This is a genomic window from Candidatus Accumulibacter sp. ACC007 (genome assembly GCF_907163205.1).
GTDB classification, from domain to species: domain Bacteria; phylum Pseudomonadota; class Gammaproteobacteria; order Burkholderiales; family Rhodocyclaceae; genus Accumulibacter; species Accumulibacter regalis.
The window spans coordinates 1,425,283-1,442,469 of sequence record NZ_CAJQUD010000001.1; the positions used below are offsets into that span (position 1 = coordinate 1,425,283).

The window sequence follows — 17,187 nt, forward strand, 5'->3', positions numbered from 1 at the left end:
AATGCATAGTCATCGGTGACATCGCGGAAGACCAGCACGGCACCGACCACCCGACCGTTACGGTCGCGAATCGGTGCGCAACTGTCGGCGATATCGCTCTCGCGGCCATCACGCGCGATCAGTACGGTGTGATTGGCCAAGCCCTGGATCGTGCCCAGCGCCAGGGTTTCGATTATCGGGAGGGTGGCGGGTTCACGTGTTTTCTGGCTGATGATGTGGAAAACCTCGCCCACCGGGAGACCGCTGGCCTGCGCCTGCGTCCACCCGGTGAGTTGCGCGGCAACGGGGTTGAGCACGGTCACGCGTGCCTCAGCATCGGTGGCGATCACCGCGTCGCCGATCGAGTCAAGCGTCACCGCCAGCTTTTCCTCGCGGTCACTCAGGGCGACGTTGGCCAGTTGCAGTTGACGATTCATCTCCTCCTGAATCTCGAGCAAATGCCGCGTTTCGAGATGGATCAGATTCTCGAAGCGCTGTTGTGTCTGGCGATAGATCAACCAGGCGAAGGCAATGGCAAACACCAAGGCCAGCAGACTGGCCGCAACAATGAGTGAAAACATGCGCCGCATTTCAGACTGGAATTCTGCTTCGCGCTGCGCCAGCAGGTTTTCTTCAGTCTCGATAAAGCCGAGCATTTCGCTACGGATCAAATCCATCAAGGTCTTGCCCTGACCCCTGCGTACCAGCGTAAGTGCGGCAGGCAGCCCTTGCTGGCGACGCAATTCGATGGACTGCGACATTTCAGCCAATTTGGCTTCGGTCAATGGAGCGACCGCATCAACGTGTTGCTGGGCCGAAGGGAGCAAGGTCAGGTGCCGCAAATCCTGCAGGCGGCCACTGAGGCTATCGCGCTGTGCCAGATACGGCTCCAGAAAAGATTCGTCGCCGGTCAACAGGTAGCCGCGCTGACCGGTCTCGGCATCTTTCAATGCCGACAGAAAGTTGCCTGCGTCCGAAATTACGGCGAAGGAATGTTTCCGCACAGCGGCCGCTTCTTCAATCTGCCTGAACGTCCACAGCGATAGCAGAACCCCCAGCGCCACCAGCAGGACTGCGGCAACCAACCAAGCCAGCGTTGTTTGCGTCGCTTGCACGAGAAAACTGCCCTCGTTCCTGCCAACCTCCTTGTCGCTGATGGTCACTTTGGAGCTTCCCCGGACATGTCCAACCTCAATTAGATAAGCGTGAATCGGTCCGGCGCACTGCATGACCCAAGGTTCGCGCCGCTCCTCACCTGTTTATACACTCATCCCGCAAGAATGATGCTCTGTTCAGCTAGCAGGCCGTGCGGCGAATCGGGTCCGTGAATGAATTCCTGGCCACGAGGCTTGATCATGACGGATCAATGTGCCAGTGCTCCCAAGCTAACGCGCCGTTGTCATAATGTGGTGCGCAGGGTGACAACCGTGGTTTGCAGATGTGGCGGTTCACTCCCGACTCCCCTCGAAAATAGAAGGGGGACGATAACGTCCTGCCGGAGCACTCCGAAAGCGCAAAAAACGGGGCCCTATTGCTCCGTCACGCGCCCTTCAGGATGGGGGATTTGACCGGCCAACGGGGGCTCGTCCAGGTTCGCCAAATAGCGCTTATCGATGATCGAAACCCGCTTCGAGGCGCGTTCCGGATCGGTGGCGCACCCGGCCTGTGCCAGTGCCTTGGCCAGTCCTGCCCGATCGGCGCGCCTGCCGCCGATCCTGTCGTCTAAGGGCCTCGCACGGCCGGCGCCTTGTACCAGCCAACCAAGGCAATCCCGATGCCTGTCAGTTTTCTCTGCAACCAGTAGCGCAAAAACTGCGGCCGCGACTAATGGGATGGTCGCCCCTTCCCGAAACGGCATCTGAGTGCCAAAGTGGAGATGCGATATTTCCACCCACCAGGAGAGGCGACCGAGATGAAGATTACGATAGTTGGCATCGATCTGGCAAAGAACGTGATCCAGGTGCATGGTGTGGACGAACGAGGAAAGCCCGTGCTCAAGAAACAGTTCAAGCGTGAGCAGGTGGCGCCGTTTTTTGCCAACCTGCCACCATGCCTGATCGGCATGGAAGCGTGCGGCAGCGCGCATCACTGGGCGAGGAAGCTGGAAACGTTCGGGCACACGGTAAAGCTGATGGCCCCGCAGTTCGTGAAGCCTTACGTCAAGACGAACAAGAATGACGCCGCAGATGCCGAAGCAATCTGCGAAGCCGTGGGCCGGCCCAATATGCGCTTCGTTCCCATCAAGAACAGTGAGCAACAGGCAGTATTGGCGATGCATCGTGCCCGCCAGGGCTTCGTCAAGGCGCGCACGGCGCAGGCCAATCAGATCCGCGGTCTGTTGGGCGAATACGGGATCATCGTCCCGCAGGGGATCGGCTACATCGCCAAGCGTCTACCGGATATTCTGGAGGACGGTGAGAACGGACTGCCGGGCGCTTTTCGTCAGTTGCTGCATCGACTCGGGGACCACCTGAAGGAGCTCGACCGCCAAGTGGGCGAACTGGAGGTCCAGATCCAGAGCTGGCACCGGGAAAGCGAGGGGAGTAAGAAGCTCGCACAAATCCCGGGTATCGGTCCGATCACGGCGAGCGCGCTGGTGGCATCAATCGGGGATGCGAAGAGTTTCGAGAATGGACGGCAACTGGCAGCCTGGCTGGGATTGGTCCCCAAGCAGCACTCCAGTGGTGGCAAACAGTTGCTTCTGGGCATCAGCAAGCATGGCGACACCTATCTGCGCACTCTGCTGATCCACGGTGCTCGGGCAGTGATCCGTGTGGCCGAGCGCAAGGCGAGTTACGCGCAGAGCTGGCTGGCGCTGCTGATCGGGCGGCGCAACAAGAACGTGGCAGCAGTGGCCCTGGCAAACAAGAATGCCCGCATCGTCTGGGCGCTACTGGCTCACGAGCGGGACTATCAGCCCGCCTATGAACCGTCGGCGGCATGAACACGGGTTGTCCACAGGCGCTCGCTCGCCAGCGTATGAGGCGCGCTCGCGAGCGCCTGTGGACAACCCTGCGATATCGCAGCACCAGCGCTTTTTGTAGAGGAGTAACCCCCACCGATTGCTCAGGCGATCATGACGTGATGGCAAGACAGGTAAGACCGTGGTCGATTCAACCTGATAGCAGCCTCGCGCTTCGAGCGCGTCCGACTGATGAGGCATCGACCAGCGAATTCCATCAGGGACAGAGGCATCGCCTCGATCAAAGTCCGAATGTATGGCTGCAATCTTTACCCTTCAAACCGTCACCAATTGAATGCTTGGCAAACCAAGGGGCGACCATGTAGGGCTGCTATGATGTACAGCTTGTCTGCGTACAGTTGAACCGCCCCCCTGCCCCCTGCCCCCTTTGCCGCGTCGGTCCGCAGGGCAGCAGATTTAACGCCAATGCCAGGCGGTAGCGCTTCTCGCCTCTTGTCGGTCTGCCGGGAAAGCCAAGGCCTAACGCAGGGCCGAGGGGCGGGAACTTGAGTCTGGTGTTCGTCGGCTATCGCAAACTCGACGCTGCCGCGTGTGGCGTCTTCCGAAAGGCAGGCAGGAGACCTGGAAATGAACGTCTTCAAGTGGTTGAACGATCAATTGCTGCGCATGGACTGGCTGGCCTGGCTGGTCGGCCGGCTGGTCGAAGACGTGTTCGGCATCGACATGGCTGGCCGCACCGGGGCCAGCGTACATTTCTTCATCTACGACGTGATCAAGATCTTCATTCTGCTCGCCGTCCTGATCTTCACCATTTCCTGGGTGCAGAGCCATTTTCCGCCCGAGCGCACGCGGCGCATCCTCGGCGGCATGCAGGGGTTCAGCGCCAGACTTGCCGCCGCGTTGCTGGGAACGATCACTCCCTTCTGTTCGTGCTCGTCGATTCCTCTCTTTATCGGTTTCACCAGCTCGGGTCTGCCACTGGGGGTGACCTTCGCTTTTCTGATCTCTTCACCGCTGGTGGATCTCGCCTCGGTGATCCTGCTGGCCAGCATCTTCAACTGGACGATCGCCATCGCCTACGTGCTGGTCGGCCTGGTACTGGCGGTCATTGGCGGCACGCTGATCGGCAGGGCGAGGATGGAGCGCTACGTTGAATCCTTCGTGATGCACAGCCCCCTGCTTGACCTCCCGCAAGAGCAGCTGACCGTCCGTGATCGCCTGCAGTTTTCGTGCACGCAAGTCAGCGAGATCTTCGCACGGGTCTGGCTCTACGTGCTGATTGGCGTCGGCATCGGTGCAGCCATCCACAACTGGATCCCGGCGCAGTGGACCGAATCGCTGCTCGGCCCGGACAACTGGTGGTCGGTGCCTCTCGCCACCCTGATCGGCGTGCCGATGTACGCCGATATTTTCGGCACCTTGCCGATAGCCGAGGCGCTGGTCGCCAATGGCGTCGGTCTCGGCACTGCGCTGGCGTTCATGATGGCGGTTACCGCGCTCTCGCTGCCTTCGTTGATAATGCTCAAGAAAGTGGTCCAGGCGCCGCTGCTGGCCCTGTTCTTCACCATCATTACGCTGGGCATCATCCTCATCGGCTACCTGTTCAATGCCTATGCGTATCTCTTTGTTTAAGCGACGGAGCAAGACATGATCATCAAGATTCTCGGCTCAGGGTGCAAGAAATGCGCCACCCTCACGGAAAACACCGAAAAGGCACTCGCCAGCCTCGGCCTGACGGCGGAGCTCATCAAGGTGACCGACTTCGCGCAAATTGCCGCCCACGGGGTGATGTCGACGCCGGCCCTGGCGATTGACGACAAGGTCGTCTCGGTGGGCAAGGTGCTGACCGCCGGCGAAGTGGAAAGGATGCTGAAAAGGTAATTTTCCGGGCACCGAAGCGGGGAGTTTCCACGCGCGATATGTCGTGCGCTGTTCGTGGCTGGACCAGAACATCATCCGCGCGGCGAGCATCAGGTAAAGGCAGGCGCCGACGTTCCAGCCGATGATCGCCTGCGTAATCACGTGCCGCGTGCCGGTTCCCGGGAGGAATGCCGTCATCAGAATGCCGACCAGCGCCGACTGGAACAGGCGCGGTCGTGTCGCCACCAGACGAAGGAGCCACGGACGTCGCGCTTGTGATACGGGTGCCTGCATGGGGCGAGGATGTCCTTCCGTCGTCCAGCCGCACACACGTGCAAGACCGGTGGCGACGCCATTGATCGTTGCCGTCCAGGCCAGAGGACGGAGAAGCGCACCAAAAAAAAGCGGGCCGACGCCCGCTTTTTTTGGTGAGACCCTGCGATCAGTACGTCGTCTTCTTCTCGCCCTTCATGTCTTTCTTCTCGTCCATCTTCTCGTCCATCTTCTTGTCCATCTTCTTGTCGTCCATCTTCTTCTCGTCCGCCTTCATGTCCTTGGTGTCGGCTTTCTTCTCTTCCATCTTCTTCTCGTCCTTGGGGGCGCCGCCATGCGACATGGCGAAGGCGCCAGCCGAAACCGTGGCAAAGGTCGCTGCAATCAGTAGGGAAAGTAGTTTGCTCATAGGAAACTCCTCGGGATTTGTTGGAGAATGTGACGGCCGATCTGGCACGCACGGAAATATTAACGCGAATGGCTGTGCTCAAGTTGACCTGTTTCACGCAATTGCGAATCCTGAGCCTGTTGCTGCTGGCGCTGGCGACCGGTCTGACACTGTCCGCGAACGCCGCGCCGCGCAAGCCGAGTGACGATTCCGAAGTGCTGGAACGTCTGCCGACGCGCGCCGGCGACGCCGGTGCCCGCGAACTGCTCGCCTTGCGCGCGGCCATGGCTGCCGCCGAGAACGACCCACTGCCTGCCGGACGGCTCGCCCAGCGCTATTTCGACCTGGCCATGGCCCGCGGCGATCCGCGCTACGTCGGCTATGCCGAAGCCGTGCTTGCCCGCTTCCCGGAACCCCTGCCGGCGGAGCTGCTTTCCATACGCGGGATGCTGCGCCAGTATCGGCACGACTTTCAGGCGGCGCTGGACGATTTTGCAGCGGCCCTGGCGCTCGATCCGCAACTCGCGCAGGCGCACGCCTGGCGGGCGGCGATCTTTCTCGTCCAGGCGAACTACCCCGCCGCGCAACAGGAATGCAGTGCCCTGCTGGCGCTGGGAAAAAGCGTTCTCTACGGAAGTTGTAGCGGCCTCGTCCAGGCCTACGGCGGACAGCTCGCAGCCGGCTACCGCGCCTTGCAGCAGGCGCTGACGAGCAGCCACGACCCCGACAATCGCCTCTGGCTGCTTACGCGTCTGGGCGAAGTCGCCGCCTGGCGCGGCCAGCCGGAAGTCGCCGAACAGCACTATCGCGAAGCCTTGCGCATCGGCCGCGACGACGGCTACCTGCTCGCCGCGTGGAGCGATTTCCTGCTCGACGGCGACCGGCCCGCCGAAGTGCTGCGCGAACTGGCCGCTTGGGAATCGTCCGACACGCTGTTGCTGCGCCTCGCCGAGGCCGCAGCCCTGGCCAAGGCGCCCGACGCCGCACGCTTGGCGCAAACACTCGACGATCGCTTCGCCGCCGCCCGGCAGCGCGGCGATACGACACACCGTGCCGAAGAGGCTCGCTTTGCCCTGCATCTGCGCAACGATCCACCACGCGCCCTGCGCCTGGCCGCAGAAAACTACGCCGTCCAGCGCGAACCGCGCGACGCGCGCGTCCTGCTCGAAGCGGCGATTGCTGCCGGCGACCCGATCGCTGCACAGCCGGCGCGCGACTGGTTGCGCGACAGCGGCTTCGAGAATCGGCGGCTGCGCGATCTGGGCCAGAGGTCCGCGCCGGCAAGCGTACAAGGCAAGCCACCGGCGTCGGCGCGGCGATGAGACTGCCGCCTTCGATTACTTGCCGCCGTGGTCTTTTCGCCATGCTGTGCCTGCTCTCCGCGCTGCTCTTCCTCGCGCCGCCGGCGCTCGCGCACAAGGCCAGCGACAGCTACCTTATGCTCGAGGTCAGCGGCAGCGAAGTCAGCGGGCAATGGGACATCGCCCTGCGCGACATCGACTTCGCACTCGGACTCGACGTCGACGGCAACGGCGAGATCACCTGGGGCGAGCTGCGCGCGCGCCACGCCGACATCGACGCCTGGGCGCTCGGCCGCCTTGGTCTGCAGCGCGGTGGCGCCTGCCGGATACGGGTCGCCGACCACCTCGTCGACACGCACACCGACGGCGCCTACGCGGTGCTGCAACTGACTGGCGCGTGCCCGCGCGCCGACGCCGAGCTGAGCGTCAGCTACCGCCTGCTCTTCGAGCTCGACGCCCTGCACCGCGGCCTGCTGCACTTGACACTCGACGGCACGTCGCATTCCGCCGTCCTCGCCCCGGAGCGCGCCGAACAGCACTTTGTCGCCGGCCAGAGTTCGCGCCTGGCGCAGTTCGGCCAGTATCTGGTCGAAGGCATCTGGCACATCTGGATCGGCTTCGATCACATCCTCTTCCTGCTCGCCCTCCTGCTGCCCGCCGTGCTGGTGCACGAGAAGGGAGGCTGGCGCGGCGTGGCGCGTTTCCGTGACGCGTTGCGCGAGGTCCTGTGGGTAGTCACGGCGTTCACCGTCGCCCACTCGATCACCCTCTCGCTGGCGGCGCTCGGCCTGATCCAGCTGCCGTCGCGGCTGGTCGAATCGGCAATCGCCGCGTCGGTGGTGCTGGCCGCGGCCAACAATCTCAAACCGCTGGTCGAGGGCCGGCGCTGGCTGGTGGCCTTCGCTTTCGGCCTGATCCACGGCTTCGGTTTCGCCAGCGTGCTTGCCGAGCTGGGCCTGCCGCAACAGGCGCTGGTGCTCTCCCTGCTCGGCTTCAACCTCGGCGTCGAAGTGGGCCAGCTGGCCATCGTCGCCGTCTTCCTGCCACTGGCCTTCGCGCTGCGCGCCACCGGCTTCTATCGCCGTGGCGTGTTCATTGGCGGTTCCCTGGCGACGCTGGCCATCGCCCTGATCTGGCTGATCGAGCGCGCTTTCGATCTGAAACTGCTCGGCGGCTGATCGCGGCCGTAACGTGGCGAAGCGGGCGACTCGGTTATACTGTTGATAATTACAGTAACCAAGGAGCTGCCGGTGCGTGAGCCGCAAGCCGTTGAACACGCTCAGCCCGATAGAGCCGCCGTACCACCGGCGGAAGCTGTGCGCGCAGCCGACCCGCTGGCACAGCTCAACGAGGCGCAGCGGCAGGCGGCGACCTTCGGCATCAGCGACTTGCGCGCTGCCGCCGGCGTTGCTGCGCATCGGCCACTGCTGGTCATCGCCGGTGCGGGATCGGGCAAGACGGCAACGCTGGCGCAGCGCGTCGCCCAGCTCATCGCGCACGGCGCCGACCCCGGGCGAATCCTGCTGCTGACCTTCTCGCGGCGAGCCGCGAGCGAAATGGGCCGCCGCGTCGAGCGCCTTCTGACGCGCCGCGCGGCGACCAGCACGCGCAACGCAGCGCCGTCATTGAGCTGGTCGGGCACCTTTCACGGCGTCGGCGCACGCCTGCTGCGCGAGTATGCGGGGCGCATCGGCCTCGACCCGACCTTCACCATCCACGACCGCCAGGACTCGGGCGACCTGATCAACCTGGTACGCCACGAGCTCGGCTTCTCGGTGAAGAGCAAGCGCTTTCCCCTCAAGGCAACCTGCCTGGCCATCTACTCGGCGACGGTCAACACCCAGTCGCCGCTGCGCGAGGTGCTGCAGACGAGCTTTCCCTGGTGTGCCGAATGGGAGAGCGATCTGAAGCGACTCTTTCTTGCCTACGTCGAAGCCAAGCAGGCGCAGCAGGTGCTCGACTACGACGATCTGCTCCTCTACTGGGCACAGATGGTCAGCGACCCGGCCCTCGGCGGCGAGCTCGGCGAGCGCTTCGTGCACGTGCTGGTCGACGAGTATCAGGATACCAACCGGCTGCAGGCGGCGATTCTGCTGGCCATGAAACCCGATGGCAGCGGCCTCACCGTCGTCGGCGACGACGCGCAGTCGATCTACGCGTTTCGCGGTGCGACGGTGCGCAACATCCTCGATTTCCCGGCGCACTTCGACCCGCCGGCGCAGCTGGTGACGCTCGAGCGCAACTACCGCTCGACGCAGCCAATCCTCGCCGCCGCCAACCAGGTCATCGCGCTCGCCGCCGAGCGCTTCAGCAAGGACCTGTGGAGCGAGCGCCCGTCAGCGCAGAAGCCGACGCTGGTGTCGGTGCGCGACGACGCCGACCAGGCAAACTATGTCGTCGAACAGGTCCTCGCCCGGCGCGAGGCGGGCGTCACACTGAAGGCCCAGGCGGTCCTCTTCCGAACGGCACAGCACAGCGTTCGCCTGGAGCTCGAACTGACCCGGCGCAACATCCCCTTCGTCAAGTTCGGCGGCCTCAAGTTTCTTGAAGCGGCACACGTCAAGGACGTCCTGGCGGTGCTGCGCTGGGCGCAGAACCCGCGCGACCGGATCGCCGGTTTCCGGGCCATGCAACTGGTCGCCGGTATCGGCCAGAAGACCGCCAGCCGGGTGCTGCGCAACGTCGCCGCAGCCGCTCCGGCCCTCGCCCTGCTCGGCGAACAGCCGGTTCCTGAAGGCGCCCGCGCCACCTGGCTTGAATTTGCCGCGCTGATCGAAGACTGTGGAGCGGCGGGCGCGGTCTGGCCAGCCGCCTTCGACCGGATCTGCCGCTGGTACGTGACGCAGATCGACCGCCTGCACGACGACGCGCAGATCCGCCAGGCCGACGTCGACCAGCTCGGCCGCATCGCCAGCACCTACGCCAGCGCCGAAAGCTTTCTCACCGAACTGACGCTCGACCCGCCGGACGCCACCAGCGACCAGGCGGGGCCGCCGCTGCTCGATGAGGACTACCTGATCCTGTCGACGATTCACTCGGCGAAAGGGCAGGAATGGACCGCGGTCAGCGTTCTCAACGCCGTCGATGGCTGCATTCCGTCGGACATGGCCACCGGCTCGGCGGCGGAAATCGAGGAGGAGCGACGCCTGCTCTACGTGGCCATGACCCGCGCCAGGGAGCAGCTGGAGATCATCGTTCCGCACCGCTTCTACGTCACCCATCAAGCAGGCTTCGGCGACCGCCACCTCTATGCCAGCCGCACGCGCTTCATCAGCAACGCACTGCTGCCTCACTTCGAGCAGCGCTCGTGGCCACCGCCGGCAGAAACGCCAGTCGCCAACCCGGCGGCAAAGCAGCAGGCGCTGGACCTGGCGGCGCGGATGCGGGCAATGTGGAAGTGAGCGGGCGGCAAGGCGGCGCGCTCGTCAGCCAGGCTTGAGCATGCAGTGCTGCGCCAGGCGCGTCCCGTCGCGCCTATTCTCGCTGTTCCCGGTCGGCTTCGCGAAGCTGCGAAACCGCCGGTGTGGTACCGGCCAGATCGACCGTCAACCGCCCCGAGCGCACATGCAGGTCGCGCTGCGGGAAAGGAATCTCGATGCCGGCCCTGCCAAGCGCGGTTTCGATCTCCCACAGGTAGCGCGCATGCGTGCGACCCGGTGACATCGCCAGGTCATGGCTGACCCAGACCACCAGTTCGAAGTCCAGACTGCTGTCGCCGAAGTTCACCAGCCACACGTCCGGCCCACGCCCCGGCAAATCGATGGTCCCGACCACCTCGCGCGCGGCAGCGATCACCGCCGAGCGCACCCGCTCCTTGTCCGAGCCGTAAGCAACGCCAAAAGGCACATGGATGCGGCGCAGGTGGTCGTCGAGCGTCCAGTTGGTCACCCGCCCGTTGATGAACTCCGAGTTGGGGACGATCACGTCGACATTGTCGTTGGTCGTCACGCGCGTGTAGCGCAGACCGATCTCGGTCACCTTGCCGACGACGCCAGACTGCAGGTCGACAAAGTCGCCGAGCTTGAGCGTCTTCTCGACCAGGATCAGGATCCCCGAAACCAGGTTGCTGAAGATGTTCTGCAAGCCGAAACCGATACCGACGCCCATCGCGCCGCCAACGATCGCCAGACTGGCCATATCGAAGCCGAGGTAGGCCAGACCGACGATACTGCCCAGAATCCATACCAGATAGCGAACGATGCGCGTCAGCGCGTAAACCGCCGACTCGGAGAGCTTGACCAGCTTGCCGACACGCGCCATCTGCCGCAGCGCACGTTCGAGCAGCGAGGCAAACCACCAGAAGAAAAACAGGATGACCACCAGACCGACGACGCGTAGCAGAGTGATGTCGGTGTTGCCCAGGCGAAACCAGGGGCGAGTGCTCCAGTCAAGTAGCTGGCCAAGAAAACTACCGTCCATGATTACTCCTTGCGTGCCTTGTTGGTGGTGACCGGCAGCAGCACCGAGACCGCTCGAAACGCGGCTTCACCCAGTTCTCGTTCGGCGGCCAACTGATTCGGTAACGGAAAACGAGCCACCGACCCGACCGCGAGTCCGCCGGCGCGCAATGCCTCGGCAACGCGTTCGGCGCGCACACCAGCCAGGCGCGGTGGTCCGCCACGATCGCTGCTGGCGTGGCCGACGACTTCGACGCGATCGATCTTCCAGCGTTGCGCTGCCCAGACAATGGTCTCGACGCGCGCCCGAGCGGCGCCATCGAGGGCCTTGCTGCCGGGTTCGAAATAGATCGGCGGCAGTGCCTGCGGCGGCGGCAGCAAGCGGATGGTCCACTCCGGATGACGCTTTTCAAGATCACTTTCCATTGCCCGCCAGGCGGCGAGATCGATTCCCGCTTGTGCCTCCGGTACGAGTGTCGCGCTACGCTGCGCGGGATCAGCTTCGAAAGCGACCAGCGGCAAGGGAAAGGCGCTGCGCAAGCTGTCGGCGACGCTGCTGCCGACGCTGCTGCCGACGCTGAGCGGGCGCTCGGGAAGCCCGAGGGCAAGCACCTGCGGCGATACTTTTTCAGAAGTGCGCAGCTGCGTCAGCTGCAGGTCGACGGGCTGGCGAAGTTGCCGTTCGATCTCCTCGTCGAGCCGCGCCGAAAGCTCGCTGTCCGGTTCTGCGCTCAAGACCATGGCTCGCACCCGCGGTGGCTTGCCGTCCATGAACAACACCTCCACCGCGCCAAGCTGGCCGGCCGGCAGCGACGCCGCGCCGGCCTCAAGAATGTTGCGAATGCGAATCTGCGCGAAGCTCTCGAAAGCAATCGCTTTCAGGGAAATGAACAGCGGCACGCCAAGGGGAACCAGCACGAGCAGCGAAATCGCCGCCTGGCGGGCAAAGCGCTTGCGCAAGCCACCGCGGCCGAAGCCGTACCACTCGGCAACCGCGGCGACCGAAAGGCTGATCGCCGCCATGTTGGTGAAGAAGAGCAGCAGCGCGCCGCGCGCCACCGGCCAGCGTTCGGTGACCAGGCCGTAGCCGATGGTCGCCAGCGGTGGCATCAAGGCGGTGGCAATGGCCACCCCGACGATCGCGCCACCGCGACCGCGGATCAGGGCGTAGCCGCCCGCGGCGCCCGAGAGGATGGCCACCACCAGGTCGAAAAGATTCGGGCGGGTACGCGCCAGCAACTCCGGCGTCAGTTCCTTGACTGGCGACAGCAGCACGATCAGCGACGTGAAAGCGACCGCTGCTGCAGTACCCAGGGCCAGGGTACGCAGGCTTTTTCGCGCCAGCTCGAAGTCGAGAGTGGCGATGGCCATGCCGCTGCCGACGATCGGGCCCATCAGCGGCGAGATGAGCATGGCGCCGATGATCACCGCCGGCGAGTTGAGCAGCAGGCCGATGGTCGCAATGCCACCGGCAACGACAATCATGAAGCAGAAATTGAACGAGAAATTGGCGTCCTGCTCGACCTGCTCGAGGATCCCCCGGTGGTCAATCTCGCGCACCAGCGTCCGCCACCAACGCCCCCATGCGCGCGGCCCCAGCCACAGCGCGCGGAAGAAGCTGCCCGTGCTGAGCAGGTCCTCGCCGACGCTGGCAGCCTCGGCGGCGTCGGCAGCTACGGCGGTTGTCTCGCTTGCGGCGGCTGCCGGAGTGCTTGCTGGAATGGTAGAGATGGCTGCGGGTGGCGGCGCTGGCGTGGGCATATTCTGGCTTTGTTGGCGACCAGGAAGCCTGGCGCTGTGGCGTGGTGACGGCGGGACAGCGGCGCAGCCGGAGACGCGGCGGCCTAAGCCGTGCAGATGCGCCTGATCACGGATTTCATCGCGCGCAGCGCTGCCGGCAGCAATTCTACCAATGGATGGCGGCGGGCGGGGCCGCGGTGCATAGTGCAGCGACGGCAGCGGCGGCTATCTGGCGAGGTCTTGCTGGGGTAGAGTGGCGCCTCGACAAGTCGCTGCCAGGAGACCATGAGCGACCCGCTTGCCATCACCGCCCTCATCGCCCTCACTTTCGTCGCCGCCGGATTCGTCAAGGGCGTTGTCGGCATGGGGCTGCCGACGGTCGCCATTGGCTTGCTCAGCCTGGTCATGGCGCCCGCTTCCGCCGCCGCGCTGTTGATCGCTCCGTCGCTGGTCACCAACGTCTGGCAGAGCTTTGCCGGTGCCAAGTTCACGACGCTCGTCCGCCGTCTGGCCAGCATGCTGCTCACGGCCGTCATCGGCACCTTGCTGAGCATCGACGTGCTGACCGGGAGTTCGGCTTCCCTGGCCAGTGGCGCGCTCGGTGCGCTTCTTGCCATGTACGGTGTCTTTGCTCTCGCCGCGCGCCGCTTTTCCGTGCCGGCGAATGCCGAACGCTGGCTGTCTCCACTCGTCGGCCTGATGACCGGTCTGATTGCCGGGGCCACGGGCCTGTTCGCCATCCCTGCCGTGCCGTATCTCAGCGCGCTGGGCCTCGCCAAGGACGAGCTGGTGCAGGCGCTCGGGCTATTCTTCTCCGTCTCCACCCTGGCGCTGGCTGCGGCGCTTGCGCTATCCGGCAAATATCAGTGGGTCACTGCCGGCACCTCGCTGCTGGCCATTGGGCCGGCGCTGCTCGGCATGGTCATCGGCCAACGCGTCAGGGATCGGCTTGAACCCGAGGCGTTTCGCCGCTGGTTCTTTGTCGGCCTGCTCGCGCTGGGCCTCTACATGCTCGCCAGAGCGCTGCTGCGCAGCTGAAGACCGAGCGCCGGGCAGAAAGTGCACCGTGGCGGACTTCCTGCACAGCGCGTGCAGAACGCGAGAAGCGAGGGGGGCGGCTCCGGACGCACGCGGCGCAAGACGCTGGCAGGCGATCGCAGGCAATCGCAGGCGATTGACGGCCTTTGCCGGGCACTCCTATACTCGCGACGACAGTGCTGCATTTCCGATCGGCCAGTTTAGTCAGGTGGGCGACACGCTTGAAATCAAATGCCACACGTGCGGACCTGAGTACCCACGACCTGCCGCAGCTTGGGCAAGAGACGGCCCTGCCATTTTCGCTTTGTTCGCCTCGTTCGACGTGATCGACGACATCCGCCGACCTCCAGCGCCTGGCTGCGCACGCCGCCGAGCACGATCGCGCCACAACGCCATTCGCCGCAGCTCCGGGCGCCAGGAAGCGCACGCAACCCGCCTCGGCGCGAGCACGTGAGCCTGGTCCTCTTCGTCAGCCACTCGTCGCGAGACAGCCAGCTCGCCGAGGACGTCGCGAAACTAGCAGCCTGTCGGACTGACCGCCGGCCTGGCCGGCGCGTTTCACCATACGCGACAGAAAAGCCGGATTTCGTCGGTTTTCAGGCTTTTCCGAGGGTTTTCCCCTCATTTTCCCTACTGCAGGCGCAATACGGCCAGGCGCTTCAAATTCCACGCCATGCAAACCAACGTCCACTCGCCGGTGACCTTGTTCAAACCGCGCAGCGAGAAGCGGCGAAAGCCCATCACCGACTTGATGATCCCGAACACCGGTTCGATGGTCTGCTTGCGTAACGCATAGCGCGCCCGTCCTGCCTGGGTCTTCAGGCGATGAGACATGGCCTGCACGGGGGTGGCATTGTCGGGCAAGGCTGCCGGCTCACTGTGGCGCTGCCGCCAGCCCGGGTGGTGCTCGTCACGAGCGACGGCGATCAGGGGATCGATGCCGGCCGCCTCACACGCCTTGATGTTCTTCTCGCTGCAGTAGCCGCTGTCAGCGATCAGACATTCCACGGCGCCGAGCACCACCGCCTGCGCCTTGAGGGTCGCCAGCATCGGCTCGACTTGCTGTTTGTCGTTGGGCGCTTGCGTGACCCCGGTGGCGACGATCAGCATCGTTGCCGCATCGGCCGCCGCCTGGGCGTTGTACGCCTGTTCGAAGCCGCCACCGGCCACCGGCAGGATGCGTGACTCTTCGTCAGTCAGATTGAGCTGATCTTTGTCCCGCGGTCCAGGCTCGGGCGCCCTGGGCGGCTTGCCGCCCGGCTTCTTGCCGGTGGCCTTTTCCTTGGCGGCGCGGCAGGCCATCTTCTCGTCGTATTCGGCCTTCTCACGCTGATCGCGCTCCTTGGCCCGGGCGACTATCGTGGCCTTGGCGGCGGCCATGGCCGCCAGCCGATCTTCGCGACGCTTGAGTTCCTCGGGCAGGCTGACGCCATTCGGGATATCGGCTCGATCCGCTTGTTCCGCCAGCGCCAGCAGTTCCTGAATTTCGGCCTTGAGCTGCACTTCCAGCTTTTCGATGTACCCGTGCGACAACGCACTGTGCCGCGAGGCGTTGGCTTCGATCTTCGTGCCGTCAAGGCAGATGTTCCCCACCTTGAGCACCTTCATTTCCTTGGCCATTTCCAGGACCTGCAGAAACAGGTCGCTCAGTTCGTCAAGGAAACGTCGGCGGAAGGCCGCCAGGCTGTCGTGATCGGGATGCCGGTTGGCGGCAAGAAAGCGGAAGGCGACCGAATCGTAGGTGGCCTGCTCCAGCCTGCGGCTCGAGAAGACACCGGTGGCGTAGCCATAGACCAGAATCGCCAGCAGCGTCGCCGGGTGGTAGGCCTTCGATCCGCGCCCCGCGTACTGACGCGTCAGCTTCGACAGATCCAGCTGGTCGATCACCTCAACAATGAAGCGCGCCAGATGGTCCTGGTTCAGCCAATCGTCCACCGACGGCGGCAGCAGATAGTCGGTCTGGCGGTCAGCGACGATAAAGTTGGACATGCGATGACTCGGTTGCTCGAAGAAGTATGATTATAGCATGTTCGGTTCTGGCGCCGGGAAAGTCCGACAGGCTGCTAGTGGACGTCGGCGGCGAGTTCAAGTCGGTACTCGACCTGCTCCATCTCGAACAGGGCGACGCCTGGCGACCGCAGCTCTTCCAGTGGATGGCGCGCTGTCACGCGGCCTTGATCCTGCTCACCGACGAAGCCGTACAGTCGAACTGGGTGCTTCAGGAGGCGACCGTCCTGCGCGCACGCCAGGCCCTCGAGCCCGGATTTCGCGTCTTCGTCGTCGTGGCACCCGCGGTCAAGGCGGCTTACCCCGCGCGCTGGAAACTGTTCGAGCCCCTGGCGCTCGACGAGATCCAGGGCGTGCGCTCCGGCGACGCGGCGACGATCGCGGCAAAGATCCGCCCGGCCCTGCAGGCGATGATCGATGCCCGTCGCCAGACGCTGTTCGATCGGCTCAGCGGCGTACTCGGTGACATTCTGCGCGACCTGGTCGACAGGCCACATACGCTGGCCGACGTTTCCGACCATCTGGCGATCCGCGACGCCGAATGGACGGCGATCGTCGGCGGCAACGACACGCTGGTGGACCTGATCGCGCGACGACTCTGTCGCGGCGACCTGGGCGGTTATGGCGAACTGCGCGATTTGCTCGCTGCGCTGCAGTCAGTCGGCGACAAGGACCTCCTGCAGCGCCTGTTGACGATGTTGTCCTCGTATTGGGTGCTGCCCGCTGCCGCGGCCTTCTTTCCCACCGCCTGCGCAGCCGCCCCACCGCGCTTGATCGCCATGCGGGCGAGCAAGCCCGACTTCCTGCCCCTGCGCCACCTGGAACGGATCTACCGTCCCTACGCCATCGTTCCCGAAATCGTTCCACTGTGCGGTGGCAACGAGAACCGGGTCGAACTCGAGGCGCAGCTGGTACGCAAGCTCAAGGACGTTCTCGGCTACGAGGAGGGAGAACTGAGCGACGAAGACCTTTTTGCGCTGCTCGACGAAGACGAGGCCAAACGCAGCGCGCAAGCGACCGGCGCAGCGCTGCCGCCGCGCATCTTCGTGCTCCTGCCTGGCCTGGTCGTTCCCGGACTGGCGCTGGAACTGGCAAAGGCTTTCCCGATGCTGGTCTTCGTCGTCAGCGTCGCCGACGCGAATGTCCTGGCGAGCGAATGGCGCGTCGCTCGCTGCGTCGAGCCCGCCCTCGAGCACAGCGACGAACTGCGGCGCAGCGCTGAACTCACCCGGGCGACAAGGCTGATCGCCTGACCCCGACCCTGGCTCACTGGAGACCCCG

The 17,187-nt window shown here is 64.4% G+C and carries 12 protein-coding genes and 1 pseudogene; 8 read left to right on the forward strand and 5 right to left on the reverse strand.

Annotated features, from left to right (window positions below):
* Positions 1-2 precede the first annotated feature (2 nt).
* Positions 3-1,208 (reverse strand): annotated as a pseudogene (locus tag QZ634_RS06180) (CHASE3 domain-containing protein); the annotation flags it as partial.
* 683 nt (positions 1,209-1,891) lie between these two features.
* Here QZ634_RS06180 and QZ634_RS06185 point away from each other — a divergent pair.
* The 3 genes from QZ634_RS06185 to QZ634_RS06195 all read left to right on the forward strand — a co-directional run bounded on the left by QZ634_RS06185 (position 1,892) and on the right by QZ634_RS06195 (position 4,783).
* Complete coding sequence (locus QZ634_RS06185) at positions 1,892-2,923, forward strand: IS110 family transposase (RefSeq protein ID WP_291986316.1); 1,032 nt, start codon at positions 1,892-1,894, stop codon at positions 2,921-2,923.
* A gap of 606 nt (positions 2,924-3,529) precedes the next feature.
* The gene (locus QZ634_RS06190; RefSeq protein WP_291986458.1) at positions 3,530-4,534 is read left to right on the forward strand and encodes a permease; all 1,005 of its coding nucleotides are present in this window, start codon (positions 3,530-3,532) and stop codon (positions 4,532-4,534) included.
* A gap of 15 nt (positions 4,535-4,549) precedes the next feature.
* On the forward strand, positions 4,550-4,783 hold the full coding sequence (locus tag QZ634_RS06195) for a thioredoxin family protein (protein ID WP_291986460.1): 234 nt from the start codon (positions 4,550-4,552) through the stop codon (positions 4,781-4,783).
* Positions 4,784-5,204: 421 nt separating this feature from the next.
* Here the strand turns inward: QZ634_RS06195 and QZ634_RS06200 are convergent, their stop codons facing one another.
* A complete protein-coding gene (locus QZ634_RS06200) occupies positions 5,205-5,444 on the reverse strand; it encodes a hypothetical protein (RefSeq protein WP_291986462.1) in 240 nt (79 codons plus the stop codon).
* Between the two features lie 20 nt (positions 5,445-5,464).
* Here QZ634_RS06200 and QZ634_RS06205 point away from each other — a divergent pair, with 20 nt between their 5' ends.
* The 3 genes from QZ634_RS06205 to QZ634_RS06215 all read left to right on the forward strand — a co-directional run bounded on the left by QZ634_RS06205 (position 5,465) and on the right by QZ634_RS06215 (position 10,125).
* Positions 5,465-6,745, forward strand: a complete 1,281-nt coding sequence (locus QZ634_RS06205; protein WP_291986464.1) for a hypothetical protein — start codon at positions 5,465-5,467, stop codon at positions 6,743-6,745.
* A complete protein-coding gene (locus QZ634_RS06210; protein ID WP_366145361.1) occupies positions 6,742-7,902 on the forward strand; it encodes a HupE/UreJ family protein in 1,161 nt (386 codons plus the stop codon). Before QZ634_RS06205 ends, QZ634_RS06210 begins: the two co-directional genes overlap by 4 nt.
* Positions 7,903-8,040: 138 nt before the next feature.
* The gene (locus tag QZ634_RS06215) at positions 8,041-10,125 is read left to right on the forward strand and encodes an ATP-dependent helicase (protein ID WP_291988049.1); all 2,085 of its coding nucleotides are present in this window, start codon (positions 8,041-8,043) and stop codon (positions 10,123-10,125) included.
* Positions 10,126-10,198: 73 nt separating this feature from the next.
* On the opposite strand, the gene QZ634_RS06220 is transcribed toward QZ634_RS06215, so the two are convergent.
* Together QZ634_RS06220 and QZ634_RS06225 are read right to left on the reverse strand one after the other, a co-directional pair.
* Complete coding sequence (locus QZ634_RS06220; protein WP_291986466.1) at positions 10,199-11,143, reverse strand: mechanosensitive ion channel domain-containing protein; 945 nt, start codon at positions 11,141-11,143, stop codon at positions 10,199-10,201.
* A 2-nt stretch (positions 11,144-11,145) separates the two neighbouring features.
* Positions 11,146-12,882: a TIGR00341 family protein gene (locus QZ634_RS06225; RefSeq protein ID WP_291986468.1), complete on the reverse strand. Its 1,737-nt coding sequence runs from the start codon at positions 12,880-12,882 to the stop codon at positions 11,146-11,148.
* A gap of 264 nt (positions 12,883-13,146) precedes the next feature.
* Here QZ634_RS06225 and QZ634_RS06230 point away from each other — a divergent pair, with 264 nt between their 5' ends.
* Positions 13,147-13,899: a sulfite exporter TauE/SafE family protein gene (locus tag QZ634_RS06230; RefSeq protein ID WP_291986470.1), complete on the forward strand. Its 753-nt coding sequence runs from the start codon at positions 13,147-13,149 to the stop codon at positions 13,897-13,899.
* A 630-nt stretch (positions 13,900-14,529) separates the two neighbouring features.
* On the opposite strand, the gene QZ634_RS06235 is transcribed toward QZ634_RS06230, so the two are convergent.
* On the reverse strand, positions 14,530-15,888 hold the full coding sequence (locus QZ634_RS06235; protein ID WP_291986318.1) for an IS1182 family transposase: 1,359 nt from the start codon (positions 15,886-15,888) through the stop codon (positions 14,530-14,532).
* Positions 15,889-15,914: 26 nt separating this feature from the next.
* Between QZ634_RS06235 and QZ634_RS06240 the strand changes: the two genes are divergently transcribed.
* Positions 15,915-17,159: a hypothetical protein gene (locus QZ634_RS06240; RefSeq protein ID WP_291986472.1), complete on the forward strand. Its 1,245-nt coding sequence runs from the start codon at positions 15,915-15,917 to the stop codon at positions 17,157-17,159.
* The last annotated feature ends 28 nt before the right edge of the window (positions 17,160-17,187 follow it).